The organism is Schaalia vaccimaxillae DSM 15804, from assembly GCF_000420425.1.
GTDB classification, from domain to species: domain Bacteria; phylum Actinomycetota; class Actinomycetes; order Actinomycetales; family Actinomycetaceae; genus Pauljensenia; species Pauljensenia vaccimaxillae.
In genome coordinates this window covers 494543-518098 of the sequence record NZ_ATUX01000005.1, presented here as the reverse complement: position 1 = coordinate 518098, position 23556 = coordinate 494543, and the positions used below count along the sequence as shown (strand labels likewise).

At 56.1% G+C, this 23556-nt stretch carries 19 protein-coding genes and 1 riboswitch; of the genes, 2 read left to right on the top strand and 17 right to left on the bottom strand.

Annotated features, from left to right (window positions below; translation table 11 throughout):
- Positions 1 to 38 precede the first annotated feature (38 nt).
- Positions 39 to 944 carry a bifunctional methylenetetrahydrofolate dehydrogenase/methenyltetrahydrofolate cyclohydrolase gene (locus G439_RS0102495; protein WP_022867611.1) on the bottom strand — a complete coding sequence of 302 codons (906 nt, stop codon included), beginning with the start codon at positions 942 to 944 and terminating at the stop codon, positions 39 to 41.
- The gene (gene glyA, locus G439_RS0102490; RefSeq protein ID WP_022867610.1) at positions 941 to 2230 is read right to left on the bottom strand and encodes a serine hydroxymethyltransferase; all 1290 of its coding nucleotides are present in this window, start codon (positions 2228 to 2230) and stop codon (positions 941 to 943) included. Before glyA ends, G439_RS0102495 begins: the two co-directional genes overlap by 4 nt.
- Positions 2231 to 2273: 43 nt before the next feature.
- A riboswitch (ZMP/ZTP riboswitch) is annotated at positions 2274 to 2358 on the bottom strand.
- A 292-nt stretch (positions 2359 to 2650) separates the two neighbouring features.
- Between glyA and G439_RS0102485 the strand changes: the two genes are divergently transcribed.
- Entirely contained in the window at positions 2651 to 3346 is a 696-nt protein-coding gene (locus G439_RS0102485) for a sugar transferase (protein WP_022867609.1), read from the top strand.
- 144 nt (positions 3347 to 3490) lie between these two features.
- Here G439_RS0102485 and G439_RS0102480 read toward each other — a convergent pair whose 3' ends face one another.
- The 3 genes from G439_RS0102480 to G439_RS0102470 all read right to left on the bottom strand — a co-directional run bounded on the left by G439_RS0102480 (position 3491) and on the right by G439_RS0102470 (position 9400).
- Positions 3491 to 4264: a WecB/TagA/CpsF family glycosyltransferase gene (locus G439_RS0102480; protein WP_022867608.1), complete on the bottom strand. Its 774-nt coding sequence runs from the start codon at positions 4262 to 4264 to the stop codon at positions 3491 to 3493.
- Positions 4265 to 4313: 49 nt separating this feature from the next.
- On the bottom strand, positions 4314 to 7814 hold the full coding sequence (locus G439_RS0102475) for a fibrinogen-like YCDxxxxGGGW domain-containing protein (RefSeq protein ID WP_243442534.1): 3501 nt from the start codon (positions 7812 to 7814) through the stop codon (positions 4314 to 4316).
- A gap of 89 nt (positions 7815 to 7903) precedes the next feature.
- On the bottom strand, positions 7904 to 9400 hold the full coding sequence (locus G439_RS0102470) for an oligosaccharide flippase family protein (protein WP_022867606.1): 1497 nt from the start codon (positions 9398 to 9400) through the stop codon (positions 7904 to 7906).
- Between the two features lie 66 nt (positions 9401 to 9466).
- On the opposite strand from G439_RS0102470, the gene G439_RS10865 reads away from it, so the two are divergent.
- Entirely contained in the window at positions 9467 to 10099 is a 633-nt protein-coding gene (locus G439_RS10865) for a hypothetical protein (RefSeq protein ID WP_022867605.1), read from the top strand.
- On the opposite strand, the gene G439_RS10860 is transcribed toward G439_RS10865, so the two are convergent.
- From G439_RS10860 to G439_RS10840, 12 genes are all read right to left on the bottom strand, one after another.
- Entirely contained in the window at positions 10077 to 11444 is a 1368-nt protein-coding gene (locus G439_RS10860) for an O-antigen ligase family protein (RefSeq protein ID WP_022867604.1), read from the bottom strand. The genes G439_RS10865 and G439_RS10860 overlap by 23 nt on opposite strands.
- 2 nt (positions 11445 to 11446) lie before the next feature.
- On the bottom strand, positions 11447 to 12697 hold the full coding sequence (locus G439_RS10855; protein ID WP_022867603.1) for a glycosyltransferase family 2 protein: 1251 nt from the start codon (positions 12695 to 12697) through the stop codon (positions 11447 to 11449).
- Positions 12697 to 14004 (bottom strand): Wzz/FepE/Etk N-terminal domain-containing protein, encoded by a 1308-nt coding sequence (locus G439_RS10850; RefSeq protein ID WP_022867602.1) that lies wholly within the window; start codon positions 14002 to 14004, stop codon positions 12697 to 12699. Before G439_RS10850 ends, G439_RS10855 begins: the two co-directional genes overlap by 1 nt.
- Positions 14001 to 14912 carry a glycosyltransferase family 2 protein gene (locus G439_RS0102445; RefSeq protein WP_022867601.1) on the bottom strand — a complete coding sequence of 304 codons (912 nt, stop codon included), beginning with the start codon at positions 14910 to 14912 and terminating at the stop codon, positions 14001 to 14003. Before G439_RS0102445 ends, G439_RS10850 begins: the two co-directional genes overlap by 4 nt.
- Complete coding sequence (locus G439_RS0102440; protein WP_022867600.1) at positions 14905 to 15696, bottom strand: CDP-alcohol phosphatidyltransferase family protein; 792 nt, start codon at positions 15694 to 15696, stop codon at positions 14905 to 14907. Before G439_RS0102440 ends, G439_RS0102445 begins: the two co-directional genes overlap by 8 nt.
- Positions 15693 to 16163, bottom strand: coding sequence for an adenylyltransferase/cytidyltransferase family protein (locus G439_RS0102435; RefSeq protein WP_022867599.1), 471 nt, complete (start codon positions 16161 to 16163; stop codon positions 15693 to 15695). Before G439_RS0102435 ends, G439_RS0102440 begins: the two co-directional genes overlap by 4 nt.
- Positions 16164 to 16247: 84 nt before the next feature.
- On the bottom strand, positions 16248 to 17114 hold the full coding sequence (purU, locus tag G439_RS0102430; protein ID WP_022867598.1) for a formyltetrahydrofolate deformylase: 867 nt from the start codon (positions 17112 to 17114) through the stop codon (positions 16248 to 16250).
- A 42-nt stretch (positions 17115 to 17156) separates the two neighbouring features.
- Entirely contained in the window at positions 17157 to 18218 is a 1062-nt protein-coding gene (locus G439_RS10845) for a LacI family DNA-binding transcriptional regulator (RefSeq protein WP_022867597.1), read from the bottom strand.
- 78 nt (positions 18219 to 18296) lie between these two features.
- On the bottom strand, positions 18297 to 19670 hold the full coding sequence (locus tag G439_RS0102420) for an extracellular solute-binding protein (RefSeq protein ID WP_026459305.1): 1374 nt from the start codon (positions 19668 to 19670) through the stop codon (positions 18297 to 18299).
- 42 nt (positions 19671 to 19712) lie between these two features.
- Entirely contained in the window at positions 19713 to 20591 is an 879-nt protein-coding gene (locus G439_RS0102415; RefSeq protein ID WP_243442533.1) for a carbohydrate ABC transporter permease, read from the bottom strand.
- Positions 20588 to 21655, bottom strand: a complete 1068-nt coding sequence (locus G439_RS0102410) for a carbohydrate ABC transporter permease (RefSeq protein ID WP_026459303.1) — start codon at positions 21653 to 21655, stop codon at positions 20588 to 20590. The genes G439_RS0102415 and G439_RS0102410 overlap by 4 nt, the downstream gene beginning before the upstream one ends.
- The gene (locus G439_RS10840) at positions 21652 to 23493 is read right to left on the bottom strand and encodes a glycoside hydrolase family 2 protein (protein ID WP_022867593.1); all 1842 of its coding nucleotides are present in this window, start codon (positions 23491 to 23493) and stop codon (positions 21652 to 21654) included. Before G439_RS10840 ends, G439_RS0102410 begins: the two co-directional genes overlap by 4 nt.
- Positions 23494 to 23556 lie beyond the last annotated feature (63 nt).

The following is a 23556-nucleotide window of genomic DNA, read 5'->3' as shown; positions in this document are numbered from 1 at the left end:
TTAGACGGAGTGCCGACCAGACACCACACTCAAAAGTCTCAGCGCATCAATTCCTTCCTTAATGCGGCTTCGACAACATTGGCCAACAGTAGGGCACGAGTCATCGGCCCCACACCACCAGGATTGGGAGACAACCAGGATGCAACCCGGTCTACACCGTCAGCAACGTCTCCCATGATTTTCCCCTTGCCAGTGGCAGGATCAACAACGCGGGACACGCCGACATCCAGGACCACAGCTCCAGGTTTAAGCATCTCAGCAGTGACAATGCCAGCCGAACCAGCAGCAGCGATGACGATATCCGCACGACGCACGTGGTCCGCAAGGTCACGAGTGCCGGTATGACACACATCAACAGTTGCGTTGACATCCTTGCGCATCAAAAGCAGCCCGATGGACCGTCCGACTGTCACCCCGCGCCCGATAACGCAGACATCTTTGCCAGCCAGATCAATCCCGTGACGTTCCATTAACTCGATGCAGCCGCGGGGCGTGCAAGGCAGTGGAGAATCAATCGGTTCAACACCACGAAGCACCAATCGACCCAGATTCGTTGGATGCAGACCATCAGCATCCTTGTCCGGGTCAATGCGTTCCAAGATCGCGTTCATATTGACCCCACGCGGAAGCGGCAATTGCACAATATAACCCGTACACGCCGGATCAGCATTGAGTCGATCTACAGCAGCTTCAATATCAGCCTGCGAAGCAGTTTGAGACAGCTCTACGCGAATCGATTCGATACCCACCTCCCGACAGTCCGCATGCTTACCAGCCACATACTTAACCGAACCAGGGTCCTGACCCACCAACAAGGTTCCTAGACCGGGCACAATGCCGTGAGCGCGTAATGCATCAACCCGCTCCTTCAGCTCAGCTTTAATCGTTGCCGCGGTTGCAGTGCCATCGAGAACCTGAGCGGCCCCAGTCCAAGGCGCCCTCACTGGTGAAGACCTGCGTAGAGAGGGTGAGCGTCAGTCAGCTTGGCGACGCGGGCACTCAAGCCCTCAATATCCACCGAGTTGCCGGATGCACCTTGAACCAACGTCGTACCAATAATGTCAGCAACCTCGGCAAAGTCCTCAGCTGAGAACCCACGAGTTGCCAGAGCTGGCGTACCGATGCGCAGGCCGGAGGTAACAGCCGGGGGACGCGGGTCGAAGGGAACGGCATTGCGATTGACGGTAATACCAACCTCGTGGAGAAGATCCTCAGCTTGTTTGCCATCGAGTACGGAATCGACCAGATCAACGAGGACCAAGTGGACGTCCGTTCCACCCGTCACCAGCTTGACGCCCGCAGCCTTTGCATCGTCGGCATTGAGACGTTCGGCCAGAAGTTGCGCGCCTTCGAGGGTCCGGCGTTGACGGTCCTTGAATTCATCAGTCTGAGCGATCTTCATGGCAATCGCCTTTGCTGCGATCGCATGCATGAGGGGCCCCCCTTGCTGGCCGGGGAAGACCGCGGAGTTGAGCTTCTTTCCCCACTGCTCACCGCGGGCCGACAGGATCATGCCGGAACGAGGTCCACCAATGGTCTTATGAACGGTGGTAGTGACAACGTCGGCGTAAGGCAGGGGGTTGGGATGCAGGCCTGCGGCAACAAGGCCAGCAAAGTGAGCCATATCGACCCACAGAGCAGCGCCTACCTCATCGGCAATGTCACGGAACGCTTGGAAGTCCAGGTGACGGGGGTAAGCAGACCATCCAGCGATAATGACCTGGGGGCGTTCGCGCAAAGCAGCTTGGCGCACCTGTTCGGGCTCAATACGCATGGTGTCTGGTGACACCTCATATGCGGTGGCGTTATACATCTTGCCCGAGAAATTGATCTTCATACCGTGGGTCAGGTGTCCGCCATGGGCAAGAGACAGACCCAGGATTGTGTCTCCAGGTTTCGCCATGGCCATGAGCGCGGCAGCGTTAGCCTGGGCGCCTGCGTGGGGCTGAACATTGACGTAGTCAGCACCAAAGACCTGCTTGGCACGCTCAATTGCGAGCTCTTCGGCAACGTCAACAACCTCGCAGCCGCCGTAGTAGCGGCGTCCGGGGTAGCCTTCGGCGTACTTATTAGTCAGGACGGAACCCTGTGCCTGCAGGACTGCACGAGGTACGAAGTTCTCTGAGGCGATCATTTCGAGGGTTGTGCGCTGGCGCTCAAGTTCTTGATCGAGCACAGCTTGGATCTGGGGATCTAGCTGGGCGAGGGTCATGTCATTGAGGGAATCCAAGAGGTTCTCCTTTATTCATCGAACTCACCGCTGAGGCGGTTGGCATTACGGCCCAGGCGGGCGGCCGCTGATACCTGTTCGTCGCTCCCCGGTGGTTTCCCACCTATTCGCCAGTCACGACCCTCCTACCTTATCGCCACCGCACGCCGAAGAACCATCGCCACCATCACAGAAATCGAAGAAGTAGTGACCTACTTAACACAGGATCGACCGAGTCATTTATTTCACATGGTCAGAATGCTGAAAGACTCTCACACTCTCGCATTTGTCTGACCGAATGGATAGTATTGATCCATTGCTGAATAATCATTGATATTTTGCGATTATTCAGCGCCAGAACATTCGAATGCCAGAGATCAATACCAAGATCCATAGCGGTCAGTTTCATTTCTGGTCACTTTCAGAAAGACTGTTGAACTAGTGAGCGTCTCTACGAAGCCTCTGACGACCACCGCGGCACTACCCAGCCACCGCGACTATGCAGGCGCAGCAGGTGTCCTAATCACCAAGGTCGTCAAACGACTCTTCGACGTCGTAGCATCCAGTATTGCGATCATCATTCTCACACCGGTGTGGCTGATTCTGTGGCTCTTGGTACGCTCCGGCGACAGCGGCCCCGCGTTCTTCACCCAACAGCGGGTTGGTCTGCACGGACAGCACTTCACGATGTACAAGTTCCGCACTATGTGCATCAATGCCGAAAAACTCAAAGCTAGCCTCGCACAGGCCAATAACGCTGACACCTCGGTAGGTAACGCCATCATGTTCAAAATGGAAGATGATCCGCGTATCACCCCCATCGGCAAGATCCTGCGCAAACTCTCGTTGGATGAATTGCCCCAGCTTTTTAACGTCCTCAAAGGTGATATGTCACTAGTGGGTCCTCGCCCCCCGTTGCCCTCTGAGGTTGCTCAATACGAACCAAAGGTGCTCGGAAAGTTCCAGGTCAAACCTGGAATTACAGGACTATGGCAAGTGTCAGGTCGTTCAAACCTGAGCTGGGAAGAATCGGTCGAACTCGATCTGCACTACGCCAACAACCTGTCACTAGGCCTCGACGCATGGATCCTGTGGCGCACAGTGCCTGCATTGCTACGTCAAGAAGGTGCCTGCTAAGTCCGCGCCTATCACACACAGAAGGCCTCCCAGTCGAACGACTGGGAGGCCTTCTGATGTCTTTACGGGCCTTCGAATCTCAAGTGCTCTGCTCGGCTCCGCCTAGAACGCAGCTTTGGACATCCGCGGCCCCGTAATAGGAAGTCAGCCCTTCGGGCTACTCTCGACAATCAGCCCCAGGTCGGTGAAAACACCCAAGGATTCCAAACGCTCCAGCAAGCGTCCCTTGAGGGCAACGAAATCAACAGCTTCCACGGTGTAGCGACCAATAAGGCGACGAGGCTCGTGGGCAATCCGCCATGCCCAACCCAAGCGGTACCGGTGAATCCACTCCGGAAAATACTGTTCAGCTTGTGCGAACTGATCTAGCCAGCCGCCAGCCGTACACACACATGCCTGCGGCAGCCAACCGTGGACTTTCGACGCAACAAGTTCCTGGAGCCCCGCTCCCAAACCAACGACGACAAAATCCGGGTCGAAAGCAATCAACTCGCAGGGGTCACGTCGTAACTGTTTGACGCCCTCGTAGCCATCAATCGCAAGAATCTCGAACCCCTCGAGACGCTGCGCAGCCTTCTGGGCCACACCGGGAGCCGCACCAATAAAGGCAATCCGAGAACCATTGGGAAGCTTGTCAAACAAGTAGGGTAAAACCAGGTCTGCCGAGGACCGATACAACCGATGCCCACGACCATTCAACGCCATTTGTAGCAGGGTCCCATCGAATCCGATCAGGTCCATTTTCGCCAGCTGTTCCCAGTCAGCGTGGAGCAACGACCAGTGGTTGAGCCACGTTGTGACCCTCCCCGGTTCTAAAGCAAGTTCAGCAAACCGCTGGAGAGCAACAATTTGGGCAGCTCGGGACTGTTCATCGCCGACACCTTCGCCGTCAGCTTGGGCGTGTTCTTGCAAATACATAGGTGATTCCTCCTTGGCGAATGCAGTGTTTCGGCGAATCGGCCCCGTCTTAGCGGACGAAGTGGGCGGCTGTCACGTCGAACACCATGGACGGGGATGACAGGTAGTTGATGTGCGTTTCAACGGCAATTCGATTGACCCCGTCAACAAGCAGGTCTGCCGGCACATCAATGATCATCTGCGTCTTCATGGCGTTGGCATAGGAGATGGAGGCAGCCGCGCGATGGGAATGCAATACGTCGCCCTCGCCCATGCGTTCACGTCCAACCTCGACGCCGTTGACGTACACGACAGCACCGTCGTCAGCTAGAACAGACAGGGATAGGGCAGATCCGGATCCGATCGTTCCCAGATTCATGTCTCTGACGAAGTAGTAGGCGGCAGGTCGATCGGTGGAAAGGAAGTCGAGGCCGGTCTGAACAGTTCGAGCACCCCAGCCGATAGGAGCCGCCCCCTGAGACCACGAGGAAACGTCAAGGTCCGTTTTCCATGCAGCGTCGGGAGCCTGAGAAGACGCCCAGTACGACCAGTGGGTGCCAGTGGCAATAAGGTCGCCCGCGTCAAGAGCTGTTGCGTCAATTGTTTCAAGCCCGGTTTCTGCCGGTTCTTCTTCGGGAACGTCCTCAATTTCTGGGGTGTCTTGAGGTTCGGGTTCTGGCATGTCTTGCGCGGCCACTTTAGTGACGCGAGCTTGCATAGACATTGTTCTTGAGGAGCGGTAGTTCAGGTGGGTTTCTACTGCAATGACATTGTCGCCTGCGACCAGCAGCGAGGCTGGCACTAGGACACTAGCGCGATCCGCATTGGCTTGGCTCACATTGACTGAAGCCGAAGCCCGCGTTTGAGCGTTCACGCTTCCCTCATCCATGCGGCTGCGGTGGACCTCTGTTCCGTTGATGTAGACGAGTGCCCCATCGTCAGCCACGTAGGACAGTTCAATGCCGCCGATCTGCGTGGGGTCGGCAACGCTGAACGTCTTACGGAAGTATGTGGTGATTGGGCGCGACGTTTGCTGTGTCGTGTCGATGACGGTGTTGAGTGTTGAATCTCCATAGCCGATCGGAGCGCGCCCCTGTGCCCATGAAGAGTCGTCAAACCCTAGGCTAGTCCAGTCCGCGGCTGGGGTCTGCGCAGACCAGAGGTAGGTCCATTCGTCCAGATCTTCGACGAGGACGGGGTTGGACTCATCAACCTCACCAACGGCGGGTGCCTGGAAAACCGCGGTGGTAGCAGAGCGGTTACCTGCCTGATCCACGGCGCGCACAAAGTAGCGTTCTTCGCCCCCGCGCGCAGCATCGATCGCAGTGTCTGTGGTTGTGGCGATCACGCGGTCGTCGCGGATGATCTCGTAGGAGACGGCATCGACCACGGGGTTCCAGGCCAAGGTGACGCTGTCTTCATCTGAGCTGAGGGAACGCAGGTGCTGCGGAGTTGCAGGTGGCTCATTATCGCGCTTGTCGAAGCGTACGAAGCCTCCCGACCATTGTCCTCGAGAGGTCGACGAGAACGAGTAGGTGAAGTCGCCGCCGGCCCAGAGATTACCGGCGTCGTCCATTTCGAGGGCCCAGGCTCCGGTTGAACGCAGGGATTTGAGGCGGTAGGGCGTCCACCCAATGTGTTTGCCTGTGGCTGCGTCCCAGGCGCCGATCCACTGGGCTTCGTTCGCACGGGTGAAGTTCGACTCGAAGTAGTAGACGGATGCGTCCTCGTAGAAGAAGTCAGAGCAGTGACACGAACCGTAGAGGATTCCATTGTCGGACAGTTCAAGGGCTTGGAGGTCACCGCCGTTTTGGGCAATGGTAGTTGACACCCGTTCCATTCCTTGATTGCGCAGGTATCCGAAGAGTGAGTGTTGGGAACCAGCGAAGTAGACCTTGTCGTCGACGATCTTGACGGCTTGCTGGTATGTGCCGTTGTAGTGGGAGGGCACGAAGGTGAACGAGGTGTCCACGGCTGCCTGAGCGTCGGTGGTCACGCGAGTGGCTGAGTCAGCTTTGGTTGATCGCGAGGTCGAGAAACGTCCGCCTGCGTAGTAGTAGGTGTTTTCGGGGTCGACATCGGCGGCCATAACGGTGCCGTTGAATTCTGGATTCCAGGATCGGTCCGGCTTGCCCTCAATGGATGTGCGCGCAGAATTGCGACCATAGACGCGCTTTGCTCCCTGACCTGACAGGTGAGTAAAGGAGCCTGCAAAGTAGATGTAGTCACCGCTGAGAATGGCTGCTCTGACGGATAGCACTCCCGAGGACAGACCGTTAACGATCTGCAAATCCCAGGATTCATCGACCTGACCGGTGGTGGGGTCGATCATGACAGACCCTGAATGTTGTGCTCCATTAACGACCGTGAAGTCTCCGACGGCAAGGAGTTTGCCGTTAGGTAGTTCGATGAGGTCTTTGACCTGGTTATCAAATTGGAAGGTGAGCCCTTGGATCCACTCTCCGGTCGCAGCATTGAACGCAGCCAAGCCTGAGCTGGCATGTTCTTCACCCGTTGTCCCGTTCTTGACTCCGGTGAAGTTTCCACCGACGAACATGGTGTCGCCGATTTGTTCGAAAGCTTGGGTTTGAATGGAGTTTTCTTGGATGGAACCGTTGAGGTTGCCGGTGACTCCCCAGGCAATGTTGGCCGCAAATTCGGACACTGCTGGGGTGACTGTTTCGGCTCCGATCCCCTCGTCTGGGAGTCGCTGGTAGTCCTGGTCGTCATTCGAAATGCGAGGACGTAGGTAAACCTCGGAGTACGGCAGGTACGTCGGCCCTGAATCCAGAACGAAAGTGGAGTCAGATCGGACATCGCCGCGTATGAAGCTCCAGTTGCCGTAGGCAAATCCGAGCTGGTGGGATGTGGATGCTTGTGTTGTCATATTGACGTGTTTGAAGCCGGAGTCCATACCGAATCCATCCCAGATGCGCCCGGAATACCAGTAGGGGCTGGAGTTGATGCGATATGACACGTAGATGCCGGATTTGAAGGGCCAGACGAAGTCTTTCATCTGGTTGAAGCGCATGTTGACGGTCTGCCACGAATCGCCTGAGGGGCTGAGCGCCCGCACGACGCGCATGCCGTCTTCTAGGCTTGACACGTCTTCGCCGTCGAGGAGTTGAGTCACGTCTTGATTTGCGAGTTGGACGACAGGGAAGTCAGCGGGCACGCGGTCGCGAGTGGTGAGTTCTGCGGGATCGCCCTGGCCTTGGGACCATGTTTCCCAACCTTCTCGTCCTCGTCCAATCAGTACCCAACCACCACCGTCGGTGGTTTGGTCACAGAAGTACTGCTGGGGAGCATCCATTGAGGGGGTTTGGAGCCAGTAGGCGCCGTCGGCAGACTTGGGATCATCTTGTTTAATCTGCCAGCACGAGGCTGCCGCCGTCGCGGAGGTCTGCCCATCTCGGCGGATTGCCGAGTCCGCGACTGCCGCTTCTTGCGCGTGCGCCGGGCTAGGTTGAGCTCCCAGCGCAAGGCATGCAGTCAAAGGGGCGAGGGCGAGGAGGCGGCGGATGATCATGGAAACCTTCGTGGACAGTGATGCGGAATGATTACTCAGCACTTGATTCCCCATAATCATTCCACGAAAACTATCAACCTTGTACCAATCGGTTAATAATTGCGTGACAAATCACGACAAGAGGACCTTTACTACCCTCTCTTCTGGCGCACTAACGATCCCAATCCATTTAGTTGCAAGGCGGAACGCAAAATCCAGCACATAGTAGCAAAACCTGCAATGCTGGCAAAAATACCCCAGATAAGCCCACTGTAGGTCCCTCGACCTAACAACATGGACACCCCAAAAGCTGGAATCCCGACCGAAACAAAGACTCCAATCAGAGGAATAAGAGTCTCACCCGCACTGGGCCGCACCCCAATGAATTTGGCAACCTGAATCGTGGCCATGACGGCATCGAGAACCATACAGACAGCCCACACCACCGCAGCAGCATTCAATCCATACAGTGGAATGAATGCCAAGTTGCCCACAACATTGACGGTCAAAACAACAACTTTATTGATGGCTGCCCATCCGCTGCGCCCACTCATAATGAGCAGCGAATGGATATTGCCAGCCAAGAAAGTCACCATCGCTCCGCAACACAAGATGGCTAATACCCATGAACCGCTGACGAATTGATCACCCAGGATTTTCATCAGAGCCGGAGCATAAATCGCCATGAGTATGTGGATGGGAGTGGCAAAAAGGATCAGCCAGATGGTGGCTGTGGAGTACAAGCGCCGCAGTTCCTCGATCTTGCTCATATGTAACAGTCGAGAAAACTGGGGAGACACGACGACCCGCAATGCCGTATCGACGATGAGCCCCGCCTGGATGAATCTGGCTGCACCGCCATAAATACCCGCCGCCGCGTTACCTGCGAGCAACCCCACCAAGAGCACATCGAGCCATGTGAGAGCCTGTTCGAGACCAGCCGTAAGGGTACGAGGCAAGGCGAAGCCAACGATTTGGTGCCGACGTGAGGCCTGTGGCCACCGAGGCGCAGCAACAATGTCAGGTAGGTGGCGCAGCACAAGCACCCACGCGGCTACCAAAATGACCACGAAAGGAAGGGCCCAGGACACGGCCACGAGGCTCAAGGACCCGCCCACTGTCGCCGTTGCCGCAACCAGGATGGGGCGCAGTCCCGGGAGGGTGATGTTTTGTACGAGGACGTACTGACGCATATTTCCCAACGCCCGCAGGGCGGCTGTAGCCACCAAAGTGAGCGACCCAATCGGAACAAACCACAGGACCGCTTGGATCGCCCCACGCACCTGAGAGTCCGCTCCCTGCCAAATGACGGGAGCTAGCGCCTGCAAAACAAGGACGGCAACAAGGGAAACACCCACCGCCATCGCCGCCATGAAGTTTAGACAACCTCGAATTTCTTCGGCAGAGTCAACGCGCAGACGCGGGAGCAGATAAATCGCGGTGGAATCCAAACCAACTTTGGCCAGTGCCATGACAACAGCAAAAACACCGGTCGCCTGGGTCACCACCCCGGATCCTTCAGCGCCGAGCATCCGAGCTAAAACAACGGTGAAGAAAAAACCGAGGATCGCAGACACTGCTGCGCCTACAAAACCAATCGCGCCACCCTTGGCGAGGTTCTTCCTGGAGGAAGACTCACTGTCACTCATCTTTTCCTCCCACTGTGCAGTATCCTCGGGCACTGGCCCAATAATTCGTCAGGATCGGTTGAAGCAATGTCTGCTCACTCCTCATCACGCCGTCTTCTCGCCCTCGTCATAGTGGTGGCAGCCACCCTTATCGCGGGAATCTCCTGGGCGGTTTTGGCAGCAGACCCCGCCCCCGACTCCTCCCCATCGGCTGAGATGTCAGGGGCGGCGCAGTCTGGCCCAAACACCACACGTGCGACGATCACTCCACAGTCCGCAGGACCATCCGCTTCCTTAGTTGGATCGCCTTTGGAAACCTCCCAAGCAACCGAACGAGCCCAGTGGGTGCTGAGCACGGTCGCTGAAAGCCTGGTCGATCCTGCCGAGGTCGGCCAACACACCGACCTTTCTTCAGTCTTATCTGGATTCGCACTGGGCGAATACGAGGCGTTAGCCAGCCAGTACGCAGACGAAGGGTTGCGCCAAGAAGGCAACGCCGTCCTCGAAGATCCCCAAATTCTCAGCGATCTTTCCACCGAAGACTCTTTCGTATTGCAGGCCTGCGTGGACTCAACCAAGGTCAAGATCCTCAATGAAGCAGGAAAAGACGTTCGCGCCTCGGGCGCGCTAGATAGGGCGCTGACCCTCTTCACTTTCGTCAATGAGGACGACACGTGGAAGCTGGAGAAACAAGGTTTCACCGACGACCCCACCTGCTGATCGAAGGAGGGCGCGAGCGACCTATGGGCGGTACGACTTCGCCTAAAACGGGAGCCTCCTCGTGGTGACGATCCAGCAGTGCTGCCGCAACCACTGACACCATCAGCCCTGTTGACATGCCGTAGTAGAACTGTTCGACCAAAGTCGCCACGATGATGCCGCCCAGCACTGCACCGTAATGGTCGGTGGCATTCCACATCCGCGGCACCATCCACATAAAGAAACCAACGAAGAGGACGATGCCGACGAGCCCGTGGGAGAAAAGAACCGTCCAGAACTGGCCTTGGGTGCCCAAGGATGGCAACCACGCGGAGGTGGAGGGCCGCGGAGCACCAAAGCCCAACAGCGGGGATTGTTGAAGTTGCGTGACGGTTTCCAGGTAGTTGATGAAACGATCATCTGTTGAGCTCGATGCTGCAAGTCGCGATAAAAGTGAGTCTGCAGCTGGGGAAAAGAACCACGCTACAGCCACGGCTCCTGCACCGATTGAGGTGCTGACTACCGACTTCCAATGTCCCGCGCGCAGACGCTGGAGTTCCACCCACGAAGCGACAAGGATGAGACCCACGTACATGCCACGGTTTTGCGTTGCGCCAGCGGGAACTACCGACACGATACATAGCAGAGCAACCGGAATGCGCCATTTCGACTTTTCTCGCCACAAGATCAGCAAATGAACCAGAGCAATGGGAAGAAGAAGGGAATAGATATTGCCCCAGGTGTTGGAGTAGACGAAGGGAGCTGAGGGACGGGCATCGGTTTGGATCCACGAAGTTTGATCCCATTGGGTCGTTCGACGCACCACCAGTTCCGAGATGAAATCATTGGAGCGAAGGCCTGCGGGAATCAGATAGAACAGCAGAGTTTTGAAGCTCAAGGTCGGCCACGCCATGGCGATATATCCACCCAGCGTGGTCGAAGCTAAGAAAGCAGTGAAAGTTCCAGTGATCGTTTTGACGGGCAGCTGTTCGCGAGCGTTAAAAACGTAGACGCCGAAGACCGCTGGAGCAATCAAGAGAGTCAGCCGGTAGATTGCGCCAAGAATCCGGCCGCCGCTATCCAGCATTGTCATCGAGGCAACCACCCAGACCAGGAAGAACAGCCAAATCATTGTTCCCCGGGGGTAGCGGATACCTCGTCTACCCAGCATCAACAGTGACATGATGGCGGCGAAAATTGGCCACATCATGTCCCCTGGTCCGGTCAGCCACCACACAATGTACGCGGCGTACACGGTGACGAAGGGCCACGCGGGTAGCGCCGAAGCTTCGCCTCGAGCCGATCCGACGGCCAGAGGTTCGGGGCGACGCCATATCCCGCGGGTAGACCGAGCGCCTGCTGTCATTTTTAACCCCTGGGCCAGGCGGAGATGCGGTTGGCACGGCGTGAGCGCAAGTAGAGGCCCGCCCCTTCCAAGAAGCCTTTGATCTCGCTCTTCGTCAAAGAGCCAGGAACGTCCTCGTCGGTGCCCGATACGCGTTCAGATCCTGGGGCCACCCGTTGCAGAACTCCGGGAATTCGTCCTACCAGGTTCACTAGAGAGCCCGGCCTTTCCATGACCGACTTGACGATCAGCGCAGCCATACCCGACCCGTTGCCTCGAATCTGTGTGTCGAGTCCTGCTAGATCAGTTCGGTGCCTGTGATGGACCAACGCGTCGGGAGTATGGATGATTGCATAACCAGCTCTCATGATTCGAGCGAACATGTCGAGGTCTTCGCCTCCCCGAGTCGGTGTTCCCGCACCGAGCGCAGGATCGAAAGGCCCGACCTCCATGAGAACCTCGCGCCGCATCGCCATACATACTCCCGCTCCAACCCGAGCGGTTGTCATCGGATACAAGGGGCCACCTTCTCCCGGCTCGCATAGACCTGCCAGGCTCTGTGCCGAATTACCAATGGTCCATACACGCGCCGTGAGGTCTTTAGGGAAACCTCCTCTAGCTTCGAACCAGCGCTGCGCTTGGGAGCGCAATTCGGCCGCAACAACAATGCCCGTTGTGGCGCCGACCAGGGGACTCGCAGCAAACGGATCAAGGAGGGCGGTCAGCCAGTTAGGGTCCAAGATTGCATCATCATCTGTGAAAGCGATGAAGTCGCCTTGAGCAGCCAGCACTCCCCTATTGCGTGCCCGTGACAATCCTGGGGTTGAGGCATTAACGATCGTCATCCTCGAATCGTTAATGTCAGCTAGAGCGCGTCGAGTTCCCCCTGTGGAGGGAGCGTTATCGACCACCACGAGATCGAAGTTGTCGTGATTCTGGGCAAGAACGGATCTGACGGCATCTCCGAGGATGTCACAGCTACCCATGGTGCACATGACAACAGTGGCTTGCAGACCCGCTCCTGCTCCTTCAGCCCAAGGGCGTGTCGGGGCCGGCTCAACGGCTGCCACTGCGGGATCTGCAGCGGGCCGGTCGGTTCCGTCGATCGTTAACACCGCGCTAATGCGTGGATTGTCACGAACAACAACCAGGGCGCGAGCTTGATCAGGAGTTCCCGAGATCAGCGTTGTAGTGCCATTTGTTCGATCGACGTGCCAGATGGACGAGCCGAGAGGATCCACTCCCCCAGCCTCAAAGCCGACTGGGTGAGTCATCATTTCTCCTGGGCTTTCATCCTGCGACGAGTCAAAGCAGTTCTTGCCAGCGAGCGTCGATGAGTCTGACTCGGAGCGTGTTCATGAGGCTGGGCCCCCTGCTTCGATCGGTAGGAGGAGGCCTCGTGATGTTCTTCATCCAGCTGGGGGCCAAGGATAACCAAGCCCTGTGCCTCGCGGTTCATCATCGCGAGCCGGTCCAGCAGACGATGCAACTCACCCAGGTCGTCGCCCTCGCGAACACCCACGAGGACGCGGCGTGAATCTGAGATGGACTCAAGCAAGCTGGCCAGGCCACAGGAAGAATCGATGAACGCGGGCGTCTTGCGACCGGCGGCCTCGAATGACTCAGCCAGGGCGCGATGCAGGGCTTGTGCCTGAGGATCTGACGCATGTGCAATCAGGTCCACGTCGCCGACGTTTTCAAACGCCAAGGTGATCATGCTAGCTGGCACACTCCAGGGGTTGGCTGCGTCGTCCTCGTCGATTCCCCACACCGGCAAAGCCGTCAGATCAGCGAGGTGGCTGGCACTGCGCACCCTGCGTTGGCGGGTTTCCTGCAGGACGACGGTCACCAGTCCCACGAATAGGCCGATGACTGTGGTGATCATGACGAGCCTCTTGCCTTCGGGAGACTCAATGTCACGTGACTGATCGGCCGACGTCAAGACCCGACCCGATACCACGTGGTAGGGCTCCAGGAGGGCCGACTGTTCATTGAGAGTTCGAATTTCTTGTTGAATCGCGTCGGCGGCTGCCCGTCCACTATCCGAGGACGTATCGAGACCGGCAAGCTGCTCGCCCAGCGTCTCGACTTGCTCATTGACAATTTCGGCCATCTCTTCGGCGCGCTGACGTGTCAGTGCGGTTCGTTCTGCCAAGTACGAGGCCGTAATCGCATCCGCGATGAGCACCGCATCTTGACGGGTCTTCGATGTGAAAGAAATCTTGACGATAGTGCCGTCAGTGTCTCCCGATACGTCCAGGTTGTCGCGCAACTCAATGGAGGTGCGGCCTTTCCCATGGTCCTTGGCCACCGACTCAAGGACGTTGGCTGAACGCACAACAGCTTCTTCAGTGACCATATCGGTGGTCGTCAGCGATGTGCGCGCAACGGGAGCGGGGGTGGCGGATGCTCCGGTCACTGTTACCGTCGTCGTAGCCGTATGACTGACGGGAATAAAAAGAGCAGCCAGGACTCCTACGAGAGCTCCTATGAGGGTGCAGGCTGCAATAGATTTCCAGCGTCGTACGAGGGCGTGACGCAGGATCTGCTGACCACCGGTGGGGGCAGGTGTCAGAATCATGAGGATTCTCCTTGTTGTCGGTGGGAGCGAACCCATGCGATGCGTTGAGATAGACGGCGTTTGCACGATGCGCTTGCCCGCGCATCGAGGGCATTGATATGCGGTAGGACCGCTTCGCTAAAAGCGTGAAGGGCCTTGTCTTGAGCGTGTTCATCCAAGCCTGCAAGGCTTACGAGCCGAGGTAGCCGTTGGCCCGTGATCTGATATGAAAGGTCAGCAAAGGCTTCGGCTTGCTCCGGGTTGTCCCACGAAGCACGACGCCAGCTTGTTGAAGCGGTGACTTGAGAGGGATGGATGCGGTAGATCAATCCCCATGCACCAAGTCGACGAATACGGCCATCGACTCCAGCAACTCTTAGCCACAGGTCGTAATCCTCGGCAGGAACCTGACGGTATCCGCCAACTTGGTCGAGGATCTTACGCGTTGCCAGCATCGTGGGATGACAAACGGGGTTCGTGAGGAGCAACTGCAGGCGCATATGCTCAGGCGTGATCTCGTAGGGGATGCGGGGCCGGGGACTGCGTCCTCGTAGTTCAATCATCTGGGTGAACACCATGTCATCGCCACGTTCTAGCGCAGCAATCGTCCTCGTGAATCTGGACTTCAACGAGATGTCATCGGCGTCCATGCGTCCCACGAGACGCGAGTCAGTGGCGGCCAAAAGCTGATTGAGCACCCTGGAGACTCCTCCAGGTCCAGGAGAGGCTTCAATAATACGTAGTCGTGGATCGACAATGTTGTCTCGAGTGGCACCTTTGAGCGCTCGTTCACTAGTGGCATCGGTAGAGCCGTCATTAGCAACGACAAGTTCAGAATCGGCGGGCATGGCTGCCAACGTCGAGCTGACGGCACGTTCAATGGTGGCCTGCGCGTTACGGGCCGGCAGGATCACGGACAGTTCAGGCATGTGAGTCCTTGACTTCAGCGAGTTCTGCCTGGGCCTGGGCGTCAAGATTGCGTAGGTCTCGGTATCTGCGGCGCAGTGAGATCGCCGAATGTACGAAGGCAATGGCCGCCAAAATGGTGTAAAGCAGGTAGAAGGGCGTTCCCAGACCCCACAACACAAACGACCAGCACAAAGTTCCAGGGTCCGTGGGTAGCAGAATAAAGGAGCGAAGTGTGCCGCCTCGGGTCTGTTTGCGTCCAGCTGCCCTGACAAATTGTTCGGCGAGGATTTGGCTGAGGAATTGGCCAGAGGTGACCCACGCATACGCCAAAGCAACGAGTGTCAACCACCAGGAATCGGGCCGATGCCACATGACGGCAATAGCTGTGCACACGTGGATGGCCGGGGATCGGAATGCGTCGGCGACGTGATCCACCCATTCTCCAGTTTTCGACGACGATTTGGTCACGCGCGAGACCTGGCCATCAGCAGAATCGAATAGGAATCCGAGGGCTAGAAGGATCCCAACGGGAATCCCTGTCCACGCTGAAGGCTCTAGGAACACGAGAAGCAGGAGGCCAACGGTAGATAAACAAACCGAAATGGCGGTGACGAAGTTGGGGGTCCATCCAGCTGCGGCTGCGAAGGCTGCTACGACTCGGGCCCCTCCTCGGTTCACCCAGCGCATGTAGGCTGGAACACCGTCCCCTGGCTTTTGGGCGTCGGCCAAGGCTTTGCGATATGCGCGAAAACGCTGACCAAAACTACCGTCGACGCGTCCGTTAATGACGGGAGGCAAACTCACTCAGATTCCTCCTGCGGTTCGTCTGTGAAGTCTTCAGGTGCAATGAATCGACGCAGCTTGGTCGAGGACGTGGACGGCGTGTAGGGAAGGTAGACCACCGTGGCACCCACTTCGGCCATTTCCGCTTCGAGTTGGACTCCCTTGGGGGTGTCTTTCCAATCGTCACCCTTGAAGAGCACATCGAAGGGTTGGAGACGCCATGCGAGTCGCTTGTCTTGGTCGAGGTCAACCACCACTGCGTCAACGAAACGCAAAGAGGATACGAGGTCGCATCTTTCCTTGAGAGGAATGACGGGGGCTCGGCCTTTCATTCGAATGAGAGCTTCATCCGAGGTGACTCCAACAACCAGGCGGTCGCAGCGTTCACGTGCTGCTCGCAGGATATTTAGGTGCCCCATATGGAACATGTCGAAGCCGCCGGGCACGTACCCCGTGATGCGTTTGGTGTGGTTGACAGTTTCACTCACCGTTACAGTTTGCCAGAAAGCCCGCCGATTCTGACCGATCGGTGAATAAATGCCCTGTATATCACTCAACCAGCGAAGGGGAACTCACCGGGAGAAGACCACCGTCTTCGAACCATTCATGAGAACGCGGCGTTCGGCATGCCAACGCACGGCCTGCGCCAAAACTCTACGCTCCACATCCTGACCCGATGCCACCATATCGGGGGTGGAGTCGGCATGGGTGACGCGGGTAACATCCTGTTCAATGATCGGCCCTTCGTCCAGATCAGCAGTGACATAGTGGGCTGTTGCTCCAATGAGTTTGACCCCGCGGTCATGCGCCTGCGCGTAGGGGCGGGCTCCTTTAAACGAAGGCAAGAATGAATGGTGGATGTTAATGACCCGCCCGGCCATTTCTTCACAGAGTTCCTGGCTAAGAATCTGCATGTAGCGAGCCAACACCACCAACTCAACATTTTCTGAACGCACGAGGTCCAAAAGTTCAGCCTCGGCGCGAGCTTTAGAATCCTTCGTTACCGCAATGTTGAGGAAGGGCACTGCGTAGAACTGGGCGACGGGCGCCAAATCAGGATGATTGCCCACCACTGCGACGACCTCGATGGGAAGCCCCTGCGTCTGCTGACGGTAGAGCAAATCAGAAAGACAATGCCCTTCGCGCGACACCATGATGATGGTTCGCAGCCTGCGTCCGAGGGTATCGATACGCCAGTCGGCGTCAAAGCGATCGGCGACCTCAGCCAAGCCTGCTTCGACAGGTTCACGCCCGACCGGGGAATCGACCTCGACGCGCATGAAGAACAGTCCCGAATCTGGGTCCCCAAACTGCTGCGACTGAATGACGTTGCCTCCGACCTCACCAATCACACCAGTGACGGCGTGGACGATGCCTGGTTTATCAGGACACGACAAAGTGATAACGAGCTTCGTTGACATCGATTCGGTAATAGCCATACCCCCAGGTTACTGGGAGACGCAATGGAAAGCCTCGGGCGCTCATAAGTTACTCTCCCCAACCACACCGAATTCAGCGTCCGTCGATCCACGCACGATCAGGCGGTGTCCAATAACGATGTCTCTGACGCTGGGAGATTCTTCCTCAATTAGATCAATGAGAGTCGTCACTGCCTGGTGAGCGATGGAGGCCTTATCAGGTGAAACAGTCGTCAGACGGGGAATAGTCATACGGCTCGCACCAATGTCATCCCATCCGCTGACGAGGATCCTTTCTGGAACGCTGATTCCCCGATCCGCAAAGGCCCGAAGTGCTCCAATGGCAAGGAGATCATTCATTGCAAATACCGCGTCGGGCAACTGATCTGGATTGAGACGGACTATACCTCCCCACGCCTGTTCTTCGGTCCATGGAGAGGCAGCACAGGATGTCCATGCCGAGTCGTCTAAACCCCAACGACCAAGTTCGCACCGGAATCCCTGAAGCCGAAGCACACCAGAAGACCTGGTGATCTGCGTATCAGCGGCCCCCAGAACAAGAAAACTGCGGGCACCAAGCTGAAGTAAATGCCGAGTCATCTCCTCAGCAGCTAGAACATTATCTATCGAGAAATGGGGACGTCCCGCGTCATGGATCCTTTCACCGAGTAAAACGATAGGGATCCCAAGGTTCATCGCATTAAGTTCCTCACCTCCTAAACCGAGCGAAGACAAAACGATCCCATCGATCATTGAGTTGCCCAATACCGACAGCACAAATCTTTCAACACCCTCATCACCCTGAGTCTCCAGAGTGACAACCGTGTAGCCGCGTTCACGTGCCTCAGACTGAACAAGGTGGGCGATCTCAGAGAAATATGGCCAAGTAAGATCTGGGACAGCTAAGGCGATGACTCGAGCGATTCCGTCGCGCAAACTCCGGGCGACCGCGTTTGGCCTGTATCCAAGAGTCTCAATTGCAGCCCGCACTCGTTCACGAGTGGGTGGCGAGACGTGAACATAGTCATTGACAACGTTGGATACCGTGCGCTGAGAGACTCCGGCAGCTCGGGCAACGTCCTTCATCGTCACGGATCTGCGTTCGCGGGCTGAACGTGTGGCCATGACCGGATCATACCCGTGTCGTTACCGCCACCGGATCCAGGCAGACAGCTCATTCCCAGACCCGGTGGTATCGGTAACTCACTCCTGAATCATGCGTTCAGCCTGAGATTGCAACGAGTCAAGCACCTCAGAGACACCCTGGCCACTGAGCCAAACACCCTCAAGCTTTTCCTGGATCAAATCACCAATCGCCGGCCATGTATCGATGCGCGGAGGCATGTGGCCGTACTCGGTGGCTGTCTTGATGTATTGCGAACGGTGGGGAGCTGCCATGTATTCCTCGGAATTAATTGCTGTTTTCGAAGCAGCCATGTGTCCGGTTGCAATAGCCCAGTCACCCGTGTGCTCATAGAGATACTTGACGAACTCAAATGCTGCCCGATATTGGGCAGGGTCTCCATGGTCTTGGACAGGAACGGCCCAGGAGTGCGAGTTTGCCCAGGATGCGGGGGTGTCAAAAAGTTGCGGAGCGTCAGCCACTTGATATTCAAAAGGTGCTTCGAGCGTATACTGATTAACTGCCCAAACACCGTTGAACATAATGCCGGATTCTCCGCGCAAAAAAGCCTGTTGAGAGGCGTCGTAGTTGTGAGTCGTATCCGTGTAGCCTTTCTCGGCCAGTTCTTTGAGGAATTCGAGGGCGGTGGTGCTGGCCTCTGAGTTCATTGATGCGGTTTGACTTTCCGCATCAATGAAGTCGCTTCCTTGCTGCCAGATCAGGGACATCCACATGCGTGAGGCCATTGGATCATTCGACATGGCGATGTCCATGTAGGTTTTGCCCGTTGCCTGTTTGAACTGTGCAGCATCAGCCATGAGTTCGTCGACAGATGACGGCATCGTGTACGTACCATCTTGTTCAACGAGGCCAGCTTGCTTCAGTAAGTCCATGTTCAGATGCGAAATCACTGCATGGGTGTCGAATGGCACCGCAAAATTAGTCCCCTCATAGGCAACAGCCTCCGCCGCAGGTGCGGTGGCATCGCTCAGATCGATGCCAATGCCGTCGGGGACTGCAACGAAGAGCCCTCTCTTTGCGTACGAGGGTAGTGAAGCTCCATGAACAACAGCCACGTCAGGTTTCGTTGATGAAGCAAGAGCTGCATTGAGCCCATCATAGTAGGAGTCCCAGGTCGCCCCGCCGAGGCGTTCAACTTTAATCCCCCATTTGTTCTCTGCCTCGAATGCATTGGTAAGTATCTGGATCGCTTCACACTCCGTGGTCGCCTTCGATATGTCAGTGACCCCCTTGGTTGTTTCGAGACAATCACCGAAGAATCGGGCCAGGGTGATGGTTTTGCCCTGCAGATCCTCATCGGAGACATCCTCTATACCGGTGACAACATCTCCTCGGCCATCTGATGACGATGTGGATCCGCCTCCCGCGATCCCACATCCGGTCAATGCAAATGCAGTGAGAATTATGAGCCCAGCTTTCCTTGTACTTTTCATGATGGTGGTCCTTTCTATGGTGGTTACGCGGTGGCAACAGTTCTATTTGTCGCCGCTCGACATTGAGATTCCGCGGATGAGATATCGCTGGAAGAAGATGAATAGCAAGAGCAAAGGCGCCGCTCCGACGACGCCGCGAGCCATGAGTGCCCCAAGCTCTGTGGCTTGTGCGAAGTTGCCTTGGAGTGATGCCAAACCTGTCGTCACTGTGAACATTTCCGGCTTAGTTGCCGAGACAAGCGGCCAGAGGTAATCGTTCCACGATTGGACAAAAGCAAAAGTTGCCAAAGCAATCATTGATGGACGCGCAAGAGGCACCATAATCGAGATGAAAATTCTCCAGGTTCCGGCACCGTCTACGCGGGCAGCTTCCTCCATTTCACGAGGAACCTGGGAAAAGAACTGGGTCATGATGAACACGCCGAGGGGGAAGGCAAGTCTAGGTAAAACGAGCGCCGAATAGGTGTTGTGCATACTAATGTCGGAGAACATCGTGAAAAGGGGAACGAACATCGCTTCCTTGGGGACCATCATCCCCGCCAAGCACAGCACATAGATCAGCATCCTGCCTGGGAAGGGGAGCTTGGCAAAGGCATAGCCTGCCATTGCGCAGATAACAACCGTGATGACGGTCGTCGCCATTGAGACCACCATTGAGTTAATGAACCACGTATCGGTCAACCCAGTACTCAGGACATCAAGATAGTTCCCAAGGGTTATTCCTTGAGGCAGTAAGTGCTGCGAGTCTGCCTTGAGCAGCACATTGTCGGATAAAGATAGCGAAAGCATCCACAGCATCGGAATCACCCAGCAAGTGGCCAAAAATACCATCATCGTGTGGTAGGCAATAGCCCTCAGATTCAATGCTTTTGTTCGTCTATTTTCCACCGGGGTGGTCACGTTCACATGAGGTCTCATCATCGCTCTTTCCCCTTCGACATGAGGAATTGAACAAGGGAAATCACTACCATAAGAACGAAGAGAACGAGAGACATCGAAGAGGCATAGCCGAGCCTCGTGTCACGAAAAGCAGTCTCATAAATGTAGCGGACCAGAACATCCGTCGACCCTGCGGGTCCACCGGCGGTCATAATATTCACCTGTCCAAAAATTTGGAAGGAAGCGATGATCTGGGTAACTGTAACCAGAAGTGTCGCATGCTTGAGACCGGGCACAGTGATGTATCGAAATTGGCGCCAGGGCCCCGCTCCATCAAGGGCCGCAGCCTCATAGAGGACAGGATCAATATCCTCAAGACCTGCCTCGAAGAGAATCATATTGAATCCGACTGTCCACCAGACGGTCGTTACGATGATCGCGCTCATCGCAAATCGCGGATCAGACAACCAATTGATCGTTCCTACCCCGACCCATTCGGTTAAGACGGAAACAAGGCCCCGCGAAGGATTGAAAAGGTAGCCCCAGATCAGCGTGGCTACGGACACCGGAAGGATGTACGGCAGAAAGAAAATCGCCCGGTACAGGCCCGTAAGTCGGTGACGCCGGTGCAGCATAATCGCAAGGAATAGACCGATCCCAGCGATTACCGGGGATGAAACGAGCGTGAAGACGACGGTGTTTTCAAGGGCATTATAGAAACGCGGATCATTCCACGATCCGCCTTCGCCCGGATGGATGCCTAAAAGTGCGGCGCAGACTACGAGGAGTGCGACGAGTACCCAGCCACCGATGCTTAAGTCACGACGAATCCCTTTGAACATCAAAAGAAGAGCACAGACGATAAGGACAAGCCGTTCGATCAAACGATGACTCATATCCCAGGTCAGTCCGGTTCCACCGAGCATATCGACATAGTTGCGTCCCGAACTCCATTGCGGTGCACCACCGAGCAGATCCCAAGAGAAACCACTCATGACAGCTGCTTGAACCACCGGGAAAATAATGAAGATGGTATAGAAAACAAGGAACGGGAGGACAAAGGAGAAGTTGTTAATTGCTGTGCGCGCATCCATTCGTATCTTCATGTGTCCTCCAAGGTGCTGATCTCACGGATAGTCCGAGGTCTAATCTGCTCATTCAGTCGATCTGCGGGATTGACGAATCGGCGGATTCTGTCAGTCGGAATCTTGGGGCTACGGTCAGCCCAACACAGACCGTTAGCTTCCTGAGCAGTGTCTGTAAGTTGGGTGTAACAAACACCGGATATGGCGGGGGAACGGTACAGAGCATCAAAGAGTTCGGCAACCCTAGTTTCGAGGGCTTGCCAATCTTCGACTACACCGTAGCCCCATGCTTGAGGACCGGAACGGTTAAGGGCGATGCCCCCAAATTCTGAGACCATGACGGGGCGGTCGTCATATTCACCACGCAGAAGGATTGTGCGCCCTTGGGGTCCAATTCCCTCAATTGTCTGGGCGACTGCCGCCTCGTCAGCATAGTTGACAAGGAGTTGCCCATAGGTTGTCCCATAGTCATGAATCGTAATGATGTCAGTATCAAGTTGTTCCCAGCCATCATTGGCAATAACGGGTCTGGAGCCATCTAAGGCACGAGTCAAAGCAACGACTCCATCAACAAAGGCTTGCTGACGCGGATCGTCAACAATGCCAGGCACTCCCCAACTCTCGTTGAAGGGGACCCAGGCGACGATACTGGGATGGGACAGATCCCGGCGGACAATCTCGCTCCACCCGCTAACGAACTGATCAATGGCATCGCGCGAAAAAGCGTAGGCCGAGGCATATTCAGACCAGACCATAATGCCAAGACGATCCGCCCATGCCAAGTAACGCCGATCTGGAGTCCTCTGGTGTACACGTACAGTGTTGAAGCCTAGGGATTGAGCGCATTCGAGGTCGGCGCGCAAATGATTTGGGGTGGGGGCAGTGAAATATGATTCTTCCCAGTAGCCTTGATCGAGAACTGCGCGTACATAGACGGGATCATTATTCATCCTTAAATATCCGCAGGAGAGATCAACTTGGCGGATTCCAAGGTAGGTGACTACGTGGTCTTTGTGCGTAGGTCCGACAATATCGATACTGGCATCGAAGAGAACTGGATGATCTGGCCTCCACACCAGCGTGTCCCATTCGAGCTTATTCCTTAGAGCAGGAACTTCGAGAACGAGTTCGACTCGCGACGATACGATCGGAGCACTCGCGCACACTAGGGGCGCATCTATATCTCCAACAACAACGTTGACCTGCCCTTTGGGATGCCCGCGCAACGCAATTGAGCACGAGATGGTCCCGGCTACAAGATCACTTCCCCAGGTCACCGATTCGATGGATAATTCGGGGACTGTCTCGGTCCACACGTCACGCCAGATTCCGGTAGATCGGCAATACCAGATTCCATGCGTTTGCACCTGCCAGTCCTGCTTGCCTCGTGGCTGGTCAATGTTGAGTCGTTCGTCTCGCGCCCGCACGACTACAAGCGCTTCAGCACCATCGAGGGCAGCCGTCATATCGACACAGATTGGTGTGTATCCGCCGATGTGATGGGCAAGGTGATGCCCGTTTATCCAGATGTCAGCCTCATGGTCAATGGCTTCGAAGTGGAGCAGCACTCGATCCGTGGGAGACGGTAGATGCGCGATACGGATATGGCGTGCGTACCACACGACATCACAGTCCTCCTCCACGACGGTGGATAACGAACTTCCTGGAGGGAACGGAACGCGAATATTCTGCGCTAGAGGTGATGGATCGAGCCACCATCTCTCGTCAACACCGACATCGTTGGGATCATAGGCAAAGGACCAGTCACCGTTGAGGTTCTGCCATTGGGATCGGCGTAACTGAGGACGAGGGTATTCTGCGTCAAACCAAGGCGCGGATGAATCTTCTTTGATCACCATAAGGACATGATGGCATAGATCACATCATTTTTGCAACGTAGCAAATTTAGACTGAAACCCTCC

What these genes read in the sequence shown, in the direction of transcription:
- G439_RS0102410 (WP_026459303.1), bottom strand. Translation starts at nt 21,655, where the DNA reads ATGAAGATACGAATGGATGCGCGCACAGCAATTAACAACTTCTCCTTT.
- G439_RS0102420 (WP_026459305.1), bottom strand. Translation starts at nt 19,670, where the DNA reads ATGAAAAGTACAAGGAAAGCTGGGCTCATAATTCTCACTGCATTTGCA.
- G439_RS10845 (WP_022867597.1), bottom strand. Translation starts at nt 18,218, where the DNA reads ATGGCCACACGTTCAGCCCGCGAACGCAGATCCGTGACGATGAAGGAC.
- G439_RS10860 (WP_022867604.1), bottom strand. Translation starts at nt 11,444, where the DNA reads ATGACAGCAGGCGCTCGGTCTACCCGCGGGATATGGCGTCGCCCCGAA.
- G439_RS0102480 (WP_022867608.1), bottom strand. Translation starts at nt 4,264, where the DNA reads ATGTATTTGCAAGAACACGCCCAAGCTGACGGCGAAGGTGTCGGCGAT.
- purU (WP_022867598.1), bottom strand. Translation starts at nt 17,114, where the DNA reads ATGGCTATTACCGAATCGATGTCAACGAAGCTCGTTATCACTTTGTCG.
- G439_RS10850 (WP_022867602.1), bottom strand. Translation starts at nt 14,004, where the DNA reads ATGATTCTGACACCTGCCCCCACCGGTGGTCAGCAGATCCTGCGTCAC.
- G439_RS10865 (WP_022867605.1), top strand. Translation starts at nt 9,467, where the DNA reads ATGTCTGCTCACTCCTCATCACGCCGTCTTCTCGCCCTCGTCATAGTG.
- G439_RS0102415 (WP_243442533.1), bottom strand. Translation starts at nt 20,591, where the DNA reads ATGATGAGACCTCATGTGAACGTGACCACCCCGGTGGAAAATAGACGA.
- G439_RS0102445 (WP_022867601.1), bottom strand. Translation starts at nt 14,912, where the DNA reads ATGCCTGAACTGTCCGTGATCCTGCCGGCCCGTAACGCGCAGGCCACC.
- G439_RS0102470 (WP_022867606.1), bottom strand. Translation starts at nt 9,400, where the DNA reads ATGAGTGACAGTGAGTCTTCCTCCAGGAAGAACCTCGCCAAGGGTGGC.
- G439_RS10855 (WP_022867603.1), bottom strand. Translation starts at nt 12,697, where the DNA reads ATGACTCACCCAGTCGGCTTTGAGGCTGGGGGAGTGGATCCTCTCGGC.
- G439_RS10840 (WP_022867593.1), bottom strand. Translation starts at nt 23,493, where the DNA reads ATGGTGATCAAAGAAGATTCATCCGCGCCTTGGTTTGACGCAGAATAC.